The organism is Actinomadura sp. WAC 06369 (genome assembly GCF_003947565.1).
GTDB lineage: Bacteria > Actinomycetota > Actinomycetes > Streptosporangiales > Streptosporangiaceae > Spirillospora > Spirillospora rifamycini.
Genome location: NZ_QHJN01000154.1, coordinates 1 through 18754, shown reverse-complemented (window position 1 = coordinate 18754; position 18754 = coordinate 1). Strand labels below are relative to the sequence as shown.

Genomic DNA, 18754 nt, shown 5'->3' with positions numbered 1-18754 from the left:
ACTCCCGGCCCACCGGCAGCCGCGCCGGCGCCAGCCGCCGCGCGCACGCCAGCCGGTAGCGGGTGCGCGCCACCGCGAACGTGCACAGCAGCGGCAGCACCAGGACGAGCACCCCGGCGCGCAGCAGCGCCCGGCCGCCCAGCGCGTACGGGATCCGGTCCTCCACCATCAGCAGTCCGCTCGGCAGCCGCGACACGTTCTCCAGCCGCAGGTCGATCCGCGACTCCCGGCCCACCGGCAGCCGCGCCGGCGCCAGCCGCCGCGCGCACGCCAGCCGGTAGCGGGTGCGCGCCACCGCGAACGTGCACAGCAGCGGCAGCACCAGGACGAGCACCCCGGCGCGCAGCAGGTCCCGCTCGCCGAGCACGAACGCGCACGCGATCGCGGTCGCGCCGGCGGCGACGAACGACCGCCCGCGCGTGGTCAGGCCGGCCAGCGCTCTGCGCACCCGGTCACCTCCGGGGGGCGGGGACCGGCAGCCGGCGCACCAGGTCGGCGACGACGTGCTCGGACCGCCGCCCGTCCACCTGCGCCTCCGTGGTCGTCAGCATCCGGTGGGCCAGCACGGGGACGGCCAGTTCCTGGACGTCGTCGGGGATCACGTAGTCGCGGTCGTCCAGCGCCGCGTACGCCCGCGCCGCCTTCACCAGCTGCAGGGTGGCGCGCGGGGACGCGCCGAGCCGCAGCTCCGGATGCGCCCGGGTCGCGGCGATGAGGTCGATGACGTACTGCCGCACGTCCGGGGAGACCTCGATGCCCCGCACCACCTCGATCAGCTCGCGGACGTCCGTGGCGTGCGCGACCGGGGCCAGCCGGTCCAGCGGGGACGAACGGCCGTGCACGTCCAGCATCTCCAGTTCGGCGGCGGGATCCGGGTACCCCATCGAGATGCGGGCGGTGAACCGGTCGCGCTGCGCCTCCGGCAGGGGGTAGGTGCCCTCCATCTCGACCGGGTTCTGCGTGGAGATCACCATGAACGGCGGCTCCAGCGCGTACGTCGTGCCGTCGACCGTGACCTGCCGCTCCTCCATGCACTCCAGCAGCGCCGACTGCGTCTTCGGGGACGCGCGGTTGATCTCGTCGCCGACCACGATGTTCGCGAACACCGGGCCCGGCTTGAACTCGAACTCGCGCAGCTCCTGGTTGTAGGCGCTGACCCCGGTGATGTCGCTCGGCAGCAGGTCGGGCGTGAACTGCACGCGCCGGACCGAGCAGTCCACCGACCGGGCGAGGGCTTTGGCCAGCATCGTCTTGCCGACCCCGGGCACGTCCTCGATCAGCAGGTGCCCCTCCGCCAGCAGGACCGTGAGCGCGAGCCGCACCGCCGCCGGCTTGCCCTCGATCACCGATTCCACGGCGCCCCTGATCCGGCCCGCGACCTTCGCCAGGCGCTCGAGCCCGGGCCCGGGCTCCGCGCCGGCCGGTTCGCCGCGCGCGGCGGAGCGGGGGGATTCGCCGTGCGTTCCTACTGCCACCAAACCTCCTCAGCCGTCCGGCCGCGTGGGTGCCCGGCAGGGCCCGCGGGCCCGGCAGGACCCGTCCCCGGAAAACGCGGCCCCGCTTGCCGCGGGCGGTGCCGCGCTCCGACGCGCCACCCAAACAGACAGTACGTCGTCGCGATCGTCGTCGCGATGTTCACGGCGGACGTGAGCCCGGCATGTGTCGATCTCGACGGGTTCACGGTGGGACGTCCGTGAATCGGAGCGGCCGCCGCCGCGCGCCCGCCCGGCATCCGGCGCGCGGGAGGCCCCCTCGGCGCCCCACTCCGCACCACCCTTCCTGACCTGCGCTTTCTTCGTCGATCTTGTTCGGCCGAAGCGGTTTTCGTTGTTGACGGTGGGGAAGAGTGGAGTAGAGTGGGGCGCCGTGGGGGGCGGTAGCGTCCCTTGCGGCGCGGGAGGTGGGCCGGTGTTCCTCGGCACCCATTCACCGCGTCTCGACGACAAGGGACGGCTGTTCCTGCCGGCGAAGTACCGCGAGGAGCTGTCGGGGGGATTGGTGATCACGAAGGGCCAGGAACGCTGCCTGTACGTCTTCCCCATGGCGGAGTTCCAGCGCATCACCGAGGCTCTGCGCGCCGCGCCGGTCACCGAGAAGGCGGTACGCGCCTATAGCCGCGTCTTCTTCGCCAGCGCGTCCGACGAGGTTCCCGACAAGCAGGGTCGCATCACCATCCCGCAGCCGCTGCGCACTTACGCGGGTCTCGCCAAGGAGTGCACCGTGATCGGGGCGAACACGCGCCTCGAGATCTGGGACGCCCAGGCATGGGAGACCTATCTCGAGCAGGAGGAGCAGGTCTTCTCCGATGTCTCGGAGGAGGTGTTGCCAGGGATCCTCTGAGGTGAACGACTCGTCGGTCCGACGACCGGCACTGGCCCGCGTTCGGCCAGGTCTCCAGCCGCTCTCCAGCCATCTGGCGCAGCTTCCCCGGTGCCAGGCGGCGACCCCCGCGCAGGCGCGGTGAACTTCCTCCAGGGCAGCGGATGGGGACCTGGCCGGGCGAGGCCGCCGCCGGGGGGCGGACACGGTCCGGACCGGCGATGCTGCACAGAACCGCGAGCGAGTGGCAGCGCATGGGGGGTTTCGACATGGACGTGGGCGACCACGCGGCCGGGGCCGGTCACGTACCGGTCATGCTCGGTCGCGTCCTGGAACTGGCGGCGCCCGCGATCGACGCCGTCCCGCGCGACGAGACGCCCGTGCACATCGACGCCACCCTCGGCATGGGCGGCCACGCCGAGGCGATGCTCCGCGCCCACCCGCGGCTGCGCCTCATCGGCCTCGACCGCGACACCACCGCGCTGGAGCGCTCCGCCCGGCGCCTCGCCCCCTTCGGCGACCGCGTCGTCCTCGAGCACGCGGTCTACGACGAGATCCCGCGCGTGCTGCGCCGCCTCGGCGTGCCCGCCGCGCACAGCGTCCTGTTCGACCTCGGCGTCTCCTCCCCGCAGCTCGACGAGGCCGACCGCGGCTTCGCCTACTCCTACGACGCCCCCCTCGACATGCGCATGGACCGCACGCAGGGGCTCACCGCGGCCGACGTCGTCAACGACTACCCGCCCGCCGAGCTCGCCCGCATCCTGCGCGAGTACGGCGAGGAGCGGTTCGCCCAGCGCATCGCCGCCGCGATCGTCCGGGAACGCGAGCGCGAGCCGCTGGAGACCACGCGGCGGCTCGCCGACCTCGTGCGCACCGCGATCCCGGCCGCGACCCGCCGCACCGGCGGCAACCCGGCCAAGCGCACCTTCCAGGCGCTGCGCATCGAGGTGAACGGCGAACTCGACACCTGGCGCCGGGCGCTGCCCGCCGCCCTGGACGCGCTCCCGGTCGGCGGCCGGGTCGTCGTCCTCAGCTACCACTCCCTCGAGGACCGCATCACCAAGCAGGTCCTCGCCGCGCAGGCGGCCGACACGACCCCGCCCGGCCTGCCGGTCCCGCTGCCCGAGCACGAGCCGCGCTTCCGGCTGCTCACCCGCGGGGCCGAGCTGCCGACCGACGAGGAGACCACCACCAACCCGCGGGCCGGATCGGTGCGGATGCGCGCCGCCGAGCGGGTCCGGGAGGCGACATGACGACCACCAGCCGACGTCCGCCGCGCACGCCGCCCAAGGGGAAGTCCCCGGCGCGGCGGGCTGCGGCGAAGAAGCCGCCGAAGGCGCCGGGCAAGGCGGCGAAGGCCGCCGAGGAGACCAAGGCCCCGACCAAGGCTGCCAAGGCGACCAAGGCCCCGGCTAAGGCAACCAAGGCTCCGGCCAAGGCTCCGGCCAAGGCGGCGGCCGAAACCGCGGCGAAGAGCGCGACCAAGCGCGCGGCCAAGGCCGCCGCGGCCGGGACCGCGGTCAAGGCGCCGGCCGCGCGGGCGTCCAAGGCCAGGGCCGAGGTCGCGCCCCGGCGGGCGGGGCAGTCGCCGCCGCGCACCCCGTTCATCCTGCTCATCGTCGGCCTGCTCGGCGGCGCCCTCGTCAGCCTGCTGCTCCTGAACACCGTCCTGGCGAAGGACGCCTTCACCCTCACCCGGCTGCAGCAGAGCAACGAGCGCCTCGCCGAGCGCGAGCAGGAACTCGCCCTCGACGTCGCCCGGGGCCGGTCGCCGGAGAACCTCGCGAAGATCGCCGAGAGCCTCGGCATGAAGCCGAACGAGGTCCCGGTGTTCTTCGACACCGACACCGGCCGCCCCAGCGGCCAGGAGATCCGCCCCGTGCCGCACGCGGACGCCGCGGCGGCCGGCGCGGCCAGCGTCATCGGCGTGCCGGGCACGGTCGTCCCCGGCGACGGGGCCGCGCGGTGACCCAGGGGCCGGGACGCGGCGCCGGGCCGTCGCCCGGCCGCGGGCGCGGCCCGCAGGGCCGCGGCTCCCGGGGATCGGCGGGCCGGGACGGCAAGAGCGGCCCGGGCGCGGCGCGCGCGTCCGGGCGCACCGACGGGACGGGCGGTCGCGGGGGACCGCGCCGCCCGGCCCGCGGCGCGACGCCCCCGCCGCGCTCGTCCGAGCCCGCCAAGCCGTCCGGCAAGAGCGGCCCGAAGAAGCCGGGCGGCGCGAAGGGCGCGGCCAAGCCGGCCTCCGCGAGATCCGCCTCCGCGAAGACCGCCGCCCCGAAATCGAGCCCCGCCAAAACGACCTCCGGCAAGGCCGCGGCGCCCAAGGGCGGCTCCGCGAAGAAGGGCACCGGCACCGCGGCGGGCAAGCGCACCCCGGTGGCGTCGCCGCAGGGGCGCGCCCCCGCCCGGCCCCGCAAGGGCGCCGACAAGGGGCCCGGACGGACGCGCCGGCCGCGGCGCGGCGGCGGTTCGGGCCCGCCGCGCGGCCCGCGGCACCGCGGCGTCTTCGACCGCCGCGACCCGCTGAAGCGCCTCAACATCGGGCTGCTCGCCGTCGCGTTCGTGCTGTCGCTGTTCGCCGGGCGCCTCGTCCAGCTCCAGACCATCGACGACGACCGGTACGCCGAGCTGGCGCTGCGGCAGCGGGTCAAGGAGATCGAGCTGCCCGCCCTCCGCGGCGAAATCACCGACGCCAAGGGCAACCCGTTCGCGATGACGGTGGAGGCCCGGTCGGTGTTCGTCGACCCGTCGATCATCGAGCCGGGGAAGCGGCAGGAGATCGTCAACGCGCTGGCGCCCACCCTCGGCCTCAACCCCGCCACCGTGATGAAGGCGGTCAGCAAGCCCGACACCCAGTTCGTGTACCTGGCGCACGGCGTGCGCCCGGAGAAGGCCCGCATGATCAACGATTGGGGTTTCGCCGGGATCGGGACTTTGCCGGAGTATCGCCGGGAGTATCCCAACGGATCGCTGGCCGCGGGCGTCATAGGTTTCGTGAACGACTCGGGCAAGGGCGCGGCCGGGATCGAGGCCGCGATGAACGACGTGCTCGCGGGCCGCGACGGCCGGCAGCGCGTGGAGCTGAGCCTCGAGGGCCAGCACATCCCGATGGGCGAGGACCAGAAGCAGGCCCCCGTCCCGGGCCGCAGCATCCGCCTCACCCTCCTGCAGGACCTGCAGTACAAGGCGCAAGAGGCGATCACGCGGCAGGTCAAGGCGACCGGCAGCGAGGGCGGCAGCGTCATCGTCATGGACCCGCGCAGCGGCAAGATCCTCGCGATGGCGTCCGCGCCCGGCTACGACCCGAACCGCTACGGCGCGTCGAAACCCGACGTGTGGGGCAGCCCGCTCGTCCAGCGGGCCTTCGAACCCGGCAGCACCGGGAAGGTCGCCACGGCCGCCGCCGTCCTCGAGCACGGCGGCGTCACCCCGCAGACCCCGTTCACCGTGCCCGACCGCATCAGGCGCTACGAGCTGTTCCGCGACTCGCACCCGCACCCCACCGAGCGGCTCACCTTCGCCGGCGTCCTCGCCGAGTCCAGCAACGTGGGCACCATCCTGGCCGCCGAGCGGATCAGCGAGAAGCAGCTCTACGACACGCTGCGCGAGTTCGGCTTCGGGGAGAAGACCGGCCTGAACCTGCCCGGGGAGACGGCCGGGAGCCTCCGCCCGCCCGACCGGTGGTCCGGCACCGACCGGCACACGATCGCGTTCGGGCAGGGCCTCTCGGTGAACGCCGTGCAGATGGCCAGCGTCTACGCGACGATCGCCAACGGCGGCGTCCGGGTCGAGCCGAGCCTCATCGCCGGCACCGTGGACGAGGACGACGAGTTCGACCCCGCGGACGGTCCGGAGACCAGGCGGGTCGTCAGCGCCCGCACCGCGCGGCAGATCAGCGACATGCTGGAGGGCGTCACCACCGAGGAGGGTACCGCGCCCAAGGCGCAGATCGAGGGGTACCGGGTCGCCGGCAAGACCGGCACGGCCGAGCGGATCAACCCCGACACCGGGGCTTACCGGGGCGGCGGCTACGTCGCCTCGTTCGCCGGATTCGCCCCGGCCGACGACCCGCGGCTCGTCGTTCAGGTCGTCCTGGAGAACCCCAGGCGCGGCAGCCACTATGGTGGCGACGTCGCGGCCCCGGTCTTCCGGGACGTGATGGGCTTCGCGCTGCAGACCCAGAAGATTCCGCCGACGGGAAGCGAACCGCCGACGATCCGGACCCACGCGCGGGACTGATCGCAGCGAGTACCCTTCCACGCCGTGAGTCCACCGCCGAACTCATCGCCCGCACCGCGGCGGTTCCGTTCCGATTCCACCGAAAGTCACGTCATGCGTCCGACCACCAATCCGGCCCGCCCGCTGAGCGGGCTCGCGGAGCTCTTCGGGATCGAGGCCGGTGACCTGGGGCGGACGTCCGCCACCGGGATCACGCACGACTCCCGGGCGGTCCGGCCCGGCGACGTCTACGCGGCGCTGCCGGGGACCCGCGCCCACGGCGCGCAGTTCGCCGAGCAGGCCGCGCGGGCCGGCGCGGTCGCCGTCCTCACCGACCCCGCCGGGCACGAGCCGGCCGCCGCGACCGGCCTGCCGGTCCTGGTCGTCCCGGACGTCCGCGCCCGGCTCGGCGCCGCGGCGTCCTGGGTGTACGGGGAGCCCGGCCGCGACATCACCCTCATCGGCGTCACCGGCACCAGCGGGAAGACCACCACGGTGTTCCTCGCCGAGGCGGGGCTGCGCGCCGCCGGGCTCGAGACCGGCCTGGTCGGCGGCGTCGAGATCCGCGCGGGCGGCGACACGGTGCCGAGCGCGCTCACCACGCCGGAGGCCACCGACCTGCACGCGCTGCTGGCGATGATGCGCGAGCGCGGCGTCGGCGCCGCCGCGATGGAGGTGTCCAGCCACGCGCTCGTCCAGGGCCGGGTGGGCGGCGCCCGCTACGAGGTCGCGGTGTTCACGAACCTGTCCCAGGACCACCTGGACTACCACCCGACCATGCAGGACTACTTCCTCGCGAAGGCCCGGCTGTTCACCCCCGAGTACTCGGGCGTCGGCGTGGTCAACCTCGACGACCACTACGGCCGCGAGCTGCTGGAGATGGCCACCGTCCCGACCACGACGTTCTCCGCGTCGGGCGACCCGGGCGCCGACTGGCGCGCCGAGGACGTGCGCCTCGGCGCCGACGGCGCCGCGTTCCGCGTCGTCGGGCCCGGCGGCGTCGAGGCCGACGCGGGGGTGGCGCTGCCCGGCCCGTTCAACGTCGCGAACGCGCTCGCCGCGATCGTCGCGCTGGTGGAGGCCGGGATCACGCTGCAGGCCGCCGTGCGGGGCGTCGCGTCCTGCCCGGGCGTCCCCGGACGGCTGGAGCGGGTCGACGAGGGGCAGGACTTCACCGCCCTCGTCGACTACTCGCACAAGCCCGGCGCGGTCGAGGCCGTGCTGAACGCGCTGCGCCCGGTCACCGAGGGGCGGCTCGCGATCGTCCTCGGCTGCGGCGGCGACCGCGACCGCGGCAAGCGCCCGCTCATGGGGGAGGCCGCGCTGCGGCTGGCCGACATGGCGTATTTCACGAACGACAACCCGCGGTCGGAAGATCCACTGGCCATCCTCGGCGCTATGGTCGAGGGCGGGCTCAAGGTGCCGCAGCCGCAGCGGGCGCACGTCGTGGTGGAACCCGACCGTGCCGCCGCCATCGCGCTGGCCGTCGGCCGGGCCCGTCGCGGCGACGTCCTGGTCATCGCGGGCAAAGGGCACGAGCAGGGCCAGAACGTGGCCGGCGAGGTGCATCCGTTCGACGACCGCGAGGTCGTCCGCGCCGCGCTGCGGCGCCACATGGGTGAGACGAGAGGGGCGGGGACGCAGGCGTGATCCCACTTCCGCTGTCGACGATCGCGGAGATCACGGAGGGGACCGTGCACGGCGGCCCCCCGGACGCCGTGGTGCGCGGTCCCGTGGTCGTCGACTCCCGTGCGGCCGAGCCGGGCGCCCTGTTCGCGGCGCTGCCCGGCGAGCGCGCCGACGGCCACGACTTCGCCCCCGCCGCGCTCGCGGCCGGGGCCGCCGGGGTGCTCGCGCTGCGCCCCGTGGACGGGCCCGCCGTGCTGGTCCGCGACGTGCAGGAGGCGCTCGGGCGGCTCGCCCGGGGCGTGCTGGAGCGGCTCCCGGACACGACCGTCGCCGCGGTCACCGGGTCGGCCGGCAAGACCTCCACCAAGGACCTCATCGCGCAGGTCGTCGGGCGCGCCGGGCCGACGGTGTTCCCGCCCGGGTCGTTCAACAACGAGATCGGGCTGCCGCTGACGGTGCTGCGCGCCGACGCAGGCACCCGCCACCTGGTGCTGGAGATGGGCGCCCGCGGCGTCGGGCACATCGCCTACCTCACCGGCATCGCGCGGCCCGACATCGGCGTCGTCCTCAACGTCGGGACGGCGCACGTCGGCGAGTTCGGCGGCCGCGAGATGATCGCGAAGGCGAAGGGCGAGATGGTCGAGGCGCTCGCGCCCGGGGGCACCGCGGTGCTCAACGCCGACGACCCGCTCGTCGCGGCGATGGCGTCCCGCACGGCCGCGACCGTCGTCACGTTCGGGCGGTCGCCGGACGCGACCGTCCGCGCCGCGGACGAGACGCTGGACGAGCGGGGCCGCGCCCGGTTCACGCTGGTCACCCCCGAGGGGGCGGTGCCGGTCGCGCTGCGCCTGCACGGCTCGCACGCCGTCCCGAACGCGCTGGCCGCCGCCGCGGCCGCCCGCGCCGCCGGGATCGCGCCCGCCGACGCCGCCGCGGCGCTGTCGGAGGCCGAGCCGGTCAGCCGGTGGCGGATGGAGGTCGCCGAGACCGCCGACGGCGTCACCGTCGTCAACGACGCCTACAACGCCAACCCGGACTCCACGCGCGCCGCGGTCGACCTGCTCGCCCACATGGCCCGCGGGCGCCGCGCCTGGGCCGTCCTCGGCGAAATGGCCGAACTGGGCGACTCGTCCGCGTCGGAACATGCCAAGATCGGGGAGCATGTCGCCCGCAGCGGCGTCGCCGGCCTCATCGTCGTCGGCGCGAACGCCGCGGCGATGGCCGAAGGGGCCGCACGGGCGACGTCATGGACGGGAGAGTGCGTGCAGGTGGATGACGTCGGCGCGGCGGTGGCCGCGCTCAGCGAGCGGCTCGCGCCGCGGGACGTCGTACTGGTGAAGGGATCGCGGGTGACCGGTCTGGAACGGGTCGCCGAGGGCGTCCTGACCGGTCGGCGCGGGACGGGCGCGACGGCCCCCGCCGCCGGCGACCGGGGTGACGCGGAGGCCGCCCGATGACCGACATCATGATCGCCGCCGGGGTGTCGCTGGTCTTCGTGGCGCTGGGCACCCCGGTGTGGATCAGGATCGTCAACCGGCTCGGCTACGGGCAGATGATCCGCGACGACGGGCCCGAGGCCCACCTCACCAAGCGCGGCACCCCCTCGATGGGCGGCACCGTCTTCATCGTCGGCTCGCTCGTCGGGTACGCGGTGTCCCACCTGGTGACCGGGAACGCCCCCACGGTCTCCGGGATCCTGGCGCTGTTCCTGATGACCGGACTCGGGCTGGTCGGGTTCGTCGACGACTACATCAAGGTGTTCAAGCAGCGCAGCCTCGGCCTGCGCAGCGGCGCCAAGATGATCGGGATCATCCTGGTCGGCGTCGTGTTCGCGGTCGTGTCGCTGCGGTTCCCCAACGGCTACGACGTCACCCCCGCCTCCGCCCACATCTCCTTCCTGCGCGACTTCGGCCCCTCGATCGGCCCCTACTTCTTCGTGCTGTGGGCGCTGCTGCTCATCGCCGCGATGTCCAACGGCGTCAACCTCACCGACGGGCTGGACGGCCTCGCCGCCGGCCCGGCGGGCATGGTGCTGGCCGCGTACGTGGTCATCGGCAACTGGCAGCTGCGCAACAGCTGCTCCGCCGCCCTCGCCCCCAACTGCTACAGCGTCCGCGACCCCCTGGACCTCGCGGTCGTCGCCGCCGCCGTGCTCGGCGGCGTGTTCGGCTTCCTCTGGTGGAACGCCCCCCCGGCCAAGATCTTCATGGGCGACACCGGCTCGCTGGCCCTCGGCGGCGTGCTGGTCGCCCTGGCCATCCTCACCCGCACCCAGCTGCTGCTCGCGATCCTCTGCGGGCTCATCGTGATGATCACCCTGTCGGTGATCATCCAGGTCGGCGGGTTCAAGATGACCGGGAAACGCGTGTTCAAGATGGCGCCGCTGCAGCATCACTTCGAGCTGTCCGGATGGGCCGAGACCACGATCGTCGTGCGGTTCTGGCTCATGTCCGCCCTGTTCGTCGGGATCGGCATCGGCCTGTTCTACCTGGAATGGATGCCGAAGTGACGAACGGTCCCTGGGACGGGCTGCCGGTGTGCGTGGCCGGGCTCGGCGTGTCCGGCGCGGCCGCCGCGCGGGCGCTCGCCGCGCGCGGCGCCCGCGTCACCGCCGTGGAGGCCCGCGACGACGCGGAGCGGCGCGCGCTCGCCGCCGACCTGGAGGCCCGCGGGGCCGCGGTCAGGCTCGGCGACGGCGACGCCCTGCCCGCGGGCACCGAGCTGGTCGTGACCTCGCCGGGCTGGCGCCCGGACGCCCCGCTGCTCGCGGCGGCGGCCGCCGCCGGCATCGAGATCATCGGCGAGGTCGAGCTGGCGTGGCGGCTGCGCCCGGCCGAGGGCGCGGCGCCCTGGCTGGCGATCACCGGGACGGACGGCAAGACCACCGCCGTGCGGATGCTGGCGGGCATGCTCGCCGCCGCCGGGCACGACGCCCTCGCCGTCGGCAACGTCGGCACCCCCATCGTCGAGGCGGTCGCGGAGAAGCACGACGTCCTCGCCGTGGAGCTGTCGAGCTACCAGCTGCACTGGTCGAGCTCGCTCGCCCCGGCCGCGTCCGCCGTCCTCAACGTCGCGCCCGACCACCTCGACTGGCACGGCTCCATGGACGCGTACGTCGAGGCCAAGGGCAAGATCTACGCGCCCGGCTGCGTCGCCGTCCACAACGCCGACGACGCGACCTCCACGGCGCTCGCCGAGAACGCCGCGGACGTCGAGCGGCGCGTCGGGTTCACGCTGCGGGTGCCGCGCCCCGGCGAACTGGGCGTCGTCGAGGACCTGCTCGTCGACCGGGCGTACACGGAGAACCCCGCGACCGAGGCCGCCGAGCTGGCCGCGCTCGAGGACGTCCGCCCGTTCGCGCCGCACAACGTCGCGAACGCGCTCGCCGCCGCGGCCCTCGCCCGCGCGTACGGGGTGCCGCCCGAGGCGGTCCGGGAGGGGCTGCGCGCGTTCGTCCCCGACCCGCACCGCATCCAGCACGTCGCCGACGTCGACGGCGTCGCCTACGTCAACGACTCGAAGGCCACCCAGCCGCACGCCGCGGCGGCGTCCCTGGCGGCCTACGAGCCGATCGTGTGGATCGCGGGCGGCCTGCTGAAGGGCCTGGACGTCGACGACCTGGTCCGATCGTGCGCCGCGCGGCTCCGCGGGGTCGTGCTGATGGGCCGCGACCGGCACCGGCTCGCCGAGGCGCTCGCGCGACACGCGGCGGATGTCCCCGTCGTGGACGTCGCCGACACCGACACTGGGGCGATGGAACGCGTCGTCACCGAAGCCGCCGGGCTCGCCCGCCCCGGCGACACCGTGCTGCTCGCCCCCGTCGGGGCCTCCTTCGACATGTTCGCCAACTACCCGGCCCGCGGCGACGCGTTCATCGCGGCCGTCGAACGGCTCGCCGCCGCCCGCGGCGCGGCCGGCGGCGGCGGTGCCGCCGGGCCGGCGGACGGTTCCCGGAGCACCCGGTAGGGCACGGCGCGATGGCCTCCACATCGGCCGGTAGCGCATCGGCCGGCGGCGCATCGGCCGACCGGGCGGCGGGCGACCGCCGGACGCGGCGGTTCGGGCCGCGCGAGCGCGCGGTCGCCGCCGTCGGACTGCTCGACCGCCCGCTGACGTCCTACTACCTCGTCCTCGGCTGCACGATCCTGCTGACGGCGCTCGGCCTGACGATGGTGCTGTCGGCGTCCAGCGTCGAGCAGCTCCAGGCGACCGGCTCGGCGTACACGCTGGTGCAGAAGCAGGCGCTGTGGCTGGTGATCGGGCTGCCCGGCATGTGGCTGGCGTCCCGCCTCCCGGTGAAGACGTTCCGCGCGTGCGCCTACCCGCTGCTGCTGCTGTCGATGGTCGCGCTCGCGCTCGTCCTGGTGCCCGGCCTCGGGCGCAGCGCTTGGGGCGCGACCCGCTGGATCGACCTCGGGCCCGTGCAGATCCAGCCGTCCGAGCCCGCCAAGCTCGGCCTGGTGCTGTGGGGCGCCGACCTGCTCGCCCGCAAGGAGCGGCTCGGGCACCTCACCGAGTGGCGGCCGCTGCTGGTGCCGCTGCTGCCCGGCGCCGGGTTCCTGGTGCTGCTGGTCATGCTGGGCAGCGACCTCGGCACCACGCTGGTGCTGCTGACGATCTTCCTCGCGCTGCTGTGGGTGGTCGGCGCGCCCGGACGGCTGTTCGTCGGGATGGCCGGCATGGTGCTGCTGCTCGTGGCGATCCTCATCATCGTCGAGCCGTACCGGATGCAGCGCCTCACCGGGTTCCTCGACCCGTCCGGCAACACGCTCACCAGCAACTACCAGAGCCTCCAGGGGCTGTACGCGATCGCGTCGGGCGGCATGTTCGGCATCGGGCTGGGGGAGAGCCGCGCCAAGTGGGACTACCTCCCGCACGCCGAGACCGACTTCATCTTCGCGATCGTGGGGGAGGAGCTCGGGCTCGCCGGCACCCTCGTCGTGCTGGGCCTGTTCGGGCTGCTCACCTACGCGGGCCTGCGCATCGCCAAGCGCGTCCAGGACACCTTCACGCGCCTCGCCGCCGCGGGCGTCACCGCGTGGCTCGTCGTCCAGGCCGTCATCAACATCGGCGCGGTCATCAACGTCCTGCCCATCACCGGGATCCCGCTGCCGCTCGTGTCCTACGGCGGTTCCGCGCTGATCCCGACCCTGCTCGCCCTGGGCATGCTGCTCGCCTTCGCGAAACGGGAGCCCGGCGCGAGACAGGCACTCTCCGCACGGGGCCCCGGACCGGTCGTGAGGGCTCTAAGCTGGCTAGGGCTGGCACGTCGGTGATTTTCATGAGGAGTTGTCAACGAGCATGAGGGTTGTCCTGGCCGGCGGCGGCACCGCCGGACACATCGAGCCCGCCCTGGCCCTCGCGGACGCGCTGCGCCGCAACGACCCGAACACCGGGATCGTGTGCCTGGGGACCGAGCGCGGCCTGGAGACCCGGCTGGTCCCGCAGCGGGGGTACGAGCTCGCCCTGATCCCGCCGGTGCCGCTGCCGCGCACGCTGACCCCCCAGCTGCTGACGGTGCCCGGACGGCTGCGCGGCGCGATCAACGCGGCGGCGTCCGTCATCGACCAGGCGCAGGCCGACGTCCTCGTCGGCTTCGGCGGCTACGTCGCCACGCCCGGCTACCTCGCCGCCCGCAAGCGCAAGATCCCGATCATCGTGCACGAGGCCAACCCCAAGCCGGGCCTCGCCAACAAGCTCGGCGCCCGGTTCACCGAGCACGTCGCGGTGTCGCACGCCGACTCGCCGCTGCCCAACCCGACGTTCGTCGGGATCCCGCTGCGCCGCGAGATCGCCACGCTGGACCGGCTCGCGATGGGCGACAAGGCCCGCTCGTACTTCGGCCTGCTGCCCGACCTGCCCACCCTGCTGATCTTCGGCGGGTCGCAGGGCGCCCGGTCGCTCAACCAGGCCGCGGTGGCCGCCGCACCGTACTTCCGGCAGGCCGGCATCCAGGTGCTGCACATCGTCGGGCCGAAGAACACCGAGGAGCCCGAACCGGTGTCGGGCGGACCACAGTACGTGACCATCCCTTACTGTGACCGCATGGACCTCGCCTACGCCGCCGCCGACATGGCCATGTGCCGCGCCGGCGCGATGACCTGCGCGGAGCTGGCCGCGGTGGCGCTGCCCGCGGTGTACGTGCCGCTGCCCATCGGCAACGGCGAGCAGCGGCTGAACGCCGAGCCGATCGTGGCCGCCGGCGGCGGGCTGCTCGTCGACAACGCCGAGCTGTCGCCCGACTGGATCGCGCACAACCTGCTGCCCGTCCTGGCCGACCCGGCCCGCGTCGCGAACATGTCGGAGGCCGCCGGGCGGATGGGCCGCCGCGACGCCGACGCGGCGCTCGCGCAGATGGTGTACGACGTGGTCCGCTCGGCGGGCGCCGCGCGATGAGCCTGATCGATCCCAGCGAGGTGGTTCCGGCCGGGGAGCTCGGCCGGGTGCACTTCATCGCCATCGGGGGCGCCGGGATGTCGGGCATCGCCCGGATCATGCTGCGGCGCGGCATCCCCGTGTCCGGCAGCGACGCCCGCGACTCCGAGCTGCTCGCCCAGCTCGGCGGGATGGGCGCCGACGTGTTCGTCGGGCACGACGCCGCGCACCTCGGGGACGCCGACACGGTGGTGGTGTCGACCGCGATCCGCGACGGCAACCCCGAACTCGTCGCCGCGCGGGAGCGCGGCCTGCGGGTCCTGCACCGCTCCGCGGCGCTCGCCGCGCTGATGGCCGACCGCCGCGCCGTCGCGGTCGCCGGCACGCACGGCAAGACCACCACCACGTCGATGCTCACGGTCGCGCTGCAGCACGCGGGCGCCGACCCGTCCTACTGCATCGGCGGGCAGCTCGTCACGACCGGCCTCGGCGCCGACGAAGGCACCGGCGACGTGTTCGTCGCCGAGGCCGACGAGAGCGACGGGTCGTTCCTGATGTACACGCCGCGCATCGCCGTGATCACCAACGTCGAGGCCGACCACCTCGACAACTACGGCGGCTTCGAGAAGGTCAAGGAGAACTTCGCCCGCTTCGTCGACCGCGTCGAACCGGGCGGGACGCTCGTCGCCGGCGCCGACGACCCGGTCGCGATGGACCTGGCCGAGCGCGCGCGCGAACGGGGCCTGACCGTCCGGACGTACGGGGAGGCGGAGGGCGCCGACCTGCGCGTGACCGGTTTCACCCCCCGCGGCCTCGGCTCCCGGTTCCGGATCGACGGGGTCGGCGAGGTCGCGCTCGGCGTGCCGGGCCGGCACAACGCGCTCAACGCCACCGCCGTCGTCGCGGTCGCGCAGGCCCTCGGGCTGGACGACGCCGCGGTGCGGGACGGCCTCGCCGCGTTCGGCGGCGCGATGCGGCGGCTGGAGCCCAAGGGCGAGGCGGGCGGCGTGGAGGTGTTCGACAGCTACGCCCACCACCCGACCGAGGTGACCGCCGACCTGGACGCCACCCGCGACTACACGCGCGAGAAGGGCGGTCCGGGGGACGAGGGGCCCCGCATCATCGCGGTGTTCCAGCCGCACCTGTACAGCCGCACCCGCTTCTTCGCCGACGAGTTCGGCGCGGCGCTCGGCCTCGCCGACGTCGCGGTCGTCCTCGACGTGTACGGCGCCCGCGAGGACCCGGAACCGGGCGTCACCGGCAAGCTCGTCGCCGACGCCGTCCCGCCGGGCACCGAGACCGTGTACGCGCCCGTCCGGGACGACGTGCCCGGGATCGTGGCGTCGCTGGCCCGGCCCGGCGACCTCGCCATCACGCTGGGCGCGGGGGACGTCACCGCCCTCGGCCCGCTCATCCTGGAGCGCCTCGCGTCCCGCTGACCGACGTCCGGAGCGAAGCGGAGGACGGCGGTCAGCTGTTCTTGCCGGGGGGTGTGGGGGGTCGTCCCCCCACCGGTGTGGCGACCGACGTCCGGAGCGAAGCGGAGGACGGCGGTCAGCTGTTCTTGTCGGGGGGTGTGGGGGGTCGTTCCCCCACCGGTGTGGCGACCGACGTCCGGAGCGGAGGACGGCGGTCGGCTGTCCGGGCTCATGGGAGCAGTCGACGGTGTCGGGGCGCGGGGGTGACACGCCGGGGGCGGCGCGGTCGGCGGCCGGCCGCGGCATCACTGCCAAGCTTGGGTCATGAGCGAGTCGCGCACGGGTCGGCGCGAGCCCGTCAGGGAGGCCGACATCGACGCCGACATCGACGCCGACATCGAGCCGGGGGCGGAACCCGAGGCGGAAGCGCGGGCGGGGAGCCGCTGGAAGGCGGTGTTCGTCGCGCTGCTGGTCGTCGGGATGCTCGGCGCGGTGACGTGGGTGCTGCTCGGCTCGCGCCTGCTGGTGGTGCGGCACGTGGAGGTGAGCGGCACCGACCTGGCGCCGCGCGACCGGATCACGGCCGCCGCCGGCGTCGCCCTGGGCGTGCCGATGGCGCGGCTCGACACCGGCGAGATCCGCGCCCGCGTGGAGCGGCTGCGCGAGGTCGAGTCGGCCGAGGTCGAACGGCGCTGGCCGGGCACGGTCCGGATCGTCGTGGACGAGCGCGTCCCCGTCGCGGTGTTCGAGCACGGCGGGCGGTACCACCGGATCGACGGGCACGGCGTGGTCGTCGCCGACGGCACGGCCCGCCCGTCGGGGCTGCCCACGTTGAGCGTCGGCGCGCCCGGACCGTCCGACGCGTCGACCCTCGCGGCCCTGCGCGTCCTCACCGTCCTGCCGGACGCGCTGCGCGGGCTGGTCGCCGAGGTCGAGGCGACCGCGCCCGAGACCGTCACCCTGTACCTGAACGACGGGCGGACGGTCGTGTGGGGCGCGGCCGAACGGGCCGAGGAGAAGGTCAGGCTGCTGGAGGCCCTGCAGCGGACCGCGGCGGGACGCGCCGTCCAGAAGGTGGACGTCAGCTCGCCGGACGTCCTCATGACGAGCTGACCTCGCGGCCGGTTCGGGAGACCGTTCGGGAGACGGTTCGGCTCCGGTGCGTGTGTCGGAGCGCGCGGCGCCGTCCGATGGGGCACGCTGGACGGGCCGGCCGCGCACGGGGCCGGTGGATTGGGACGGCAGAGACCGATGATTCGGACGTTGTACGGCGGGACGGTGCGGGGAACGGCCCCCGTGGGAGGATGTCTCCCGCACCGAGGGCGTCGCCAACCTGGGCAAACCGGCGCTGAGTGCGACACGCCGGTGGAGTTCGGGGGAGGTTAGTTGACCCTGGCGGTAAGGCCGCCCTACTGTCCGTATCAGTCCTCAGGTTGACATAACTGTAAGCCTCAAGTTGAGGGTGAGGGTTGAGGCGGCCCGGTCCGGCGGACCGGACGCTCCGGCTCGCGCCAATTGCACACAGGTCAGGAAACACCGCGGCGGCACGGTCGGCAGACCGGTCAGGCGGTCGGATAGAGCGAGCGGAAAGGCCCCTCGTCGTGGCAGCACCGCAGAACTACCTCGCGGTCATCAAGGTCGTCGGCATCGGCGGCGGCGGCGTCAACGCCGTCAACCGGATGATCGAGGAGGGACTCAAGGGCGTCGAGTTCATCGCTATCAACACGGACGCCCAGGCGCTGCTGATGAGTGACGCCGACGTGAAACTGGACGTGGGCCGGGAGCTCACCCGGGGCCTCGGCGCCGGCGCGAACCCGGACGTGGGCCGCAAGGCGGCCGAGGACCACCGGGAGGAGATCGAGGAGGTCCTCAAGGGCGCCGACATGGTGTTCGTCACCGCCGGTGAGGGCGGCGGCACCGGCACCGGCGGCGCGCCCGTCGTCGCCAACATCGCGCGCTCGCTGGGCGCCCTGACGATCGGCGTGGTCACCCGCCCGTTCAGCTTCGAGGGCAAGCGCCGCGCGATGCAGGCCGAGGCCGGCATCGAGACGCTGCGCGACGAGGTCGACACCCTCATCGTGATCCCCAACGACCGGCTGCTGTCGATCTCCGACCGGCAGGTCAGCGTCCTCGACGCCTTCAAGGCCGCCGACCAGGTGCTCCTGTCCGGTGTCCAGGGCATCACCGACCTGATCACCACCCCGGGCCTGATCAACCTGGACTTCGCGGACGTCAAGTCCGTCATGTCCGGGGCCGGCTCGGCGCTCATGGGCATCGGCTCCGCGCGCGGCGACGACCGCAGCGTCGCGGCGGCCGAGATGGCGATCTCCAGCCCGCTGCTGGAGGCCAGCATCGACGGCGCCCACGGCGTGCTGCTGTCGATCTCCGGCGGTTCCGACCTGGGCCTGTTCGAGATCAACGAGGCCGCCCAGCTCGTGTCGAACGCCGCGGCGACCGACGCCAACATCATCTTCGGCGCGGTCATCGACGACGCGCTCGGCGACGAGGTCCGCGTCACGGTGATCGCCGCGGGGTTCGACGAGGGCCGCCCCACCAAGCCGGCCCCGGAGCCGGACCACCGTAAGACGCCCCCGCCGCCGCGCCCGGCACCGCCGCCGCCCCCGAGCTCCGCGCCGGCGCCCGCCCCGGGGGCGGGCGCGGCGGCCGCCGGCGCGGCGGCCGGGGGCGGCGGCGGGGCCGGGCGCGGCGGCGGGGGCGGGCGACGGCGGTCCGGGCCCGGGGCCGGCCTGGTGGGGGGGCCCTCGCCGGACCCCGCGGCGGCCGGCGCCCACAGC

At 74.4% G+C, this 18754-nt stretch carries 14 protein-coding genes and 1 pseudogene; 13 read left to right on the top strand and 2 right to left on the bottom strand.

Annotated elements, in window-relative coordinates:
* Positions 1-448: pseudogene (locus tag DMH08_RS31260) on the bottom strand (hypothetical protein); the annotation flags it as partial.
* Between the two features lie 4 nt (positions 449-452).
* Positions 453-1388: an AAA family ATPase gene (locus tag DMH08_RS31255; protein WP_051301575.1), complete on the bottom strand. Its 936-nt coding sequence runs from the start codon at positions 1386-1388 to the stop codon at positions 453-455.
* 520 nt (positions 1389-1908) lie between these two features.
* Between DMH08_RS31255 and mraZ the strand changes: the two genes are divergently transcribed.
* The 13 genes from mraZ to ftsZ all read left to right on the top strand — a co-directional run.
* Positions 1909-2340, top strand: coding sequence for a division/cell wall cluster transcriptional repressor MraZ (gene mraZ / locus DMH08_RS31250; protein WP_026405827.1), 432 nt, complete (start codon positions 1909-1911; stop codon positions 2338-2340).
* A gap of 233 nt (positions 2341-2573) precedes the next feature.
* Complete coding sequence (rsmH, locus tag DMH08_RS31245; RefSeq protein WP_125619550.1) at positions 2574-3572, top strand: 16S rRNA (cytosine(1402)-N(4))-methyltransferase RsmH; 999 nt, start codon at positions 2574-2576, stop codon at positions 3570-3572.
* Positions 3569-4288 (top strand): hypothetical protein, encoded by a 720-nt coding sequence (locus DMH08_RS31240; RefSeq protein WP_125619548.1) that lies wholly within the window; start codon positions 3569-3571, stop codon positions 4286-4288. The genes rsmH and DMH08_RS31240 overlap by 4 nt, the downstream gene beginning before the upstream one ends.
* Positions 4285-6558, top strand: a complete 2274-nt coding sequence (locus DMH08_RS31235; RefSeq protein WP_026405829.1) for a peptidoglycan D,D-transpeptidase FtsI family protein — start codon at positions 4285-4287, stop codon at positions 6556-6558. The genes DMH08_RS31240 and DMH08_RS31235 overlap by 4 nt, the downstream gene beginning before the upstream one ends.
* Positions 6559-6651: 93 nt before the next feature.
* The gene (locus DMH08_RS31230; RefSeq protein WP_026405830.1) at positions 6652-8187 is read left to right on the top strand and encodes a UDP-N-acetylmuramoyl-L-alanyl-D-glutamate--2,6-diaminopimelate ligase; all 1536 of its coding nucleotides are present in this window, start codon (positions 6652-6654) and stop codon (positions 8185-8187) included.
* Positions 8184-9623, top strand: a complete 1440-nt coding sequence (locus DMH08_RS31225; protein ID WP_026405831.1) for a UDP-N-acetylmuramoyl-tripeptide--D-alanyl-D-alanine ligase — start codon at positions 8184-8186, stop codon at positions 9621-9623. Before DMH08_RS31230 ends, DMH08_RS31225 begins: the two co-directional genes overlap by 4 nt.
* A complete protein-coding gene (gene mraY / locus DMH08_RS31220; protein WP_026405832.1) occupies positions 9620-10675 on the top strand; it encodes a phospho-N-acetylmuramoyl-pentapeptide-transferase in 1056 nt (351 codons plus the stop codon). The genes DMH08_RS31225 and mraY overlap by 4 nt, the downstream gene beginning before the upstream one ends.
* A complete protein-coding gene (gene murD, locus DMH08_RS31215; protein WP_051301535.1) occupies positions 10660-12132 on the top strand; it encodes a UDP-N-acetylmuramoyl-L-alanine--D-glutamate ligase in 1473 nt (490 codons plus the stop codon). The genes mraY and murD overlap by 16 nt, the downstream gene beginning before the upstream one ends.
* Before the next feature lie 11 nt (positions 12133-12143).
* The gene (ftsW, locus tag DMH08_RS31210) at positions 12144-13442 is read left to right on the top strand and encodes a putative lipid II flippase FtsW (protein WP_125619546.1); all 1299 of its coding nucleotides are present in this window, start codon (positions 12144-12146) and stop codon (positions 13440-13442) included.
* A 25-nt stretch (positions 13443-13467) separates the two neighbouring features.
* Positions 13468-14562 (top strand): undecaprenyldiphospho-muramoylpentapeptide beta-N-acetylglucosaminyltransferase, encoded by a 1095-nt coding sequence (murG, locus tag DMH08_RS31205; protein WP_026405834.1) that lies wholly within the window; start codon positions 13468-13470, stop codon positions 14560-14562.
* The gene (gene murC / locus DMH08_RS31200; RefSeq protein WP_125619544.1) at positions 14559-15980 is read left to right on the top strand and encodes a UDP-N-acetylmuramate--L-alanine ligase; all 1422 of its coding nucleotides are present in this window, start codon (positions 14559-14561) and stop codon (positions 15978-15980) included. Before murG ends, murC begins: the two co-directional genes overlap by 4 nt.
* A 303-nt stretch (positions 15981-16283) precedes the next feature.
* Positions 16284-17072: a cell division protein FtsQ/DivIB gene (locus DMH08_RS31195; RefSeq protein ID WP_233617917.1), complete on the top strand. Its 789-nt coding sequence runs from the start codon at positions 16284-16286 to the stop codon at positions 17070-17072.
* 488 nt (positions 17073-17560) lie between these two features.
* The coding region (gene ftsZ / locus DMH08_RS31190; RefSeq protein WP_233617916.1) for a cell division protein FtsZ at positions 17561-18754 on the top strand (1194 nt) is incomplete at its 3' end.